The organism is Robertkochia sediminum (genome assembly GCF_016786255.1).
Taxonomy (GTDB): Bacteria; Bacteroidota; Bacteroidia; order Flavobacteriales; family Flavobacteriaceae; genus Robertkochia; species Robertkochia sediminum.
On record NZ_JADMKT010000013.1, the window covers coordinates 1 to 232 of the forward strand.

General features: G+C 50.4%; 1 protein-coding gene. It reads left to right on the forward strand.

From position 1 onward, the window contains the following. On the forward strand, positions 1 to 232 hold a 232-nt coding region (locus IS446_RS00040; RefSeq protein ID WP_203057128.1), incomplete at both ends, for a hypothetical protein.

Below are 232 nucleotides of genomic sequence, written 5' to 3' on the forward strand. Positions count from 1 at the left end.
CTACTACGGTAACCTGGACCTTTACCGATGCGCAAGGAAACAGTACGACAGCAACCCAGGATGTGGTGATCACAGATACAACTCCACCAGTGGTTAATGCAGCGACCCTTCAAGATGTAACTACGCAATGTGAGGTAACGAGCTTAACGCCACCAACGGCAACAGATAACTGTGGAGGAGCTGTAACGATCAGTAATGACGCAACGCTTCCGATCACGGCACAAGGCACTAC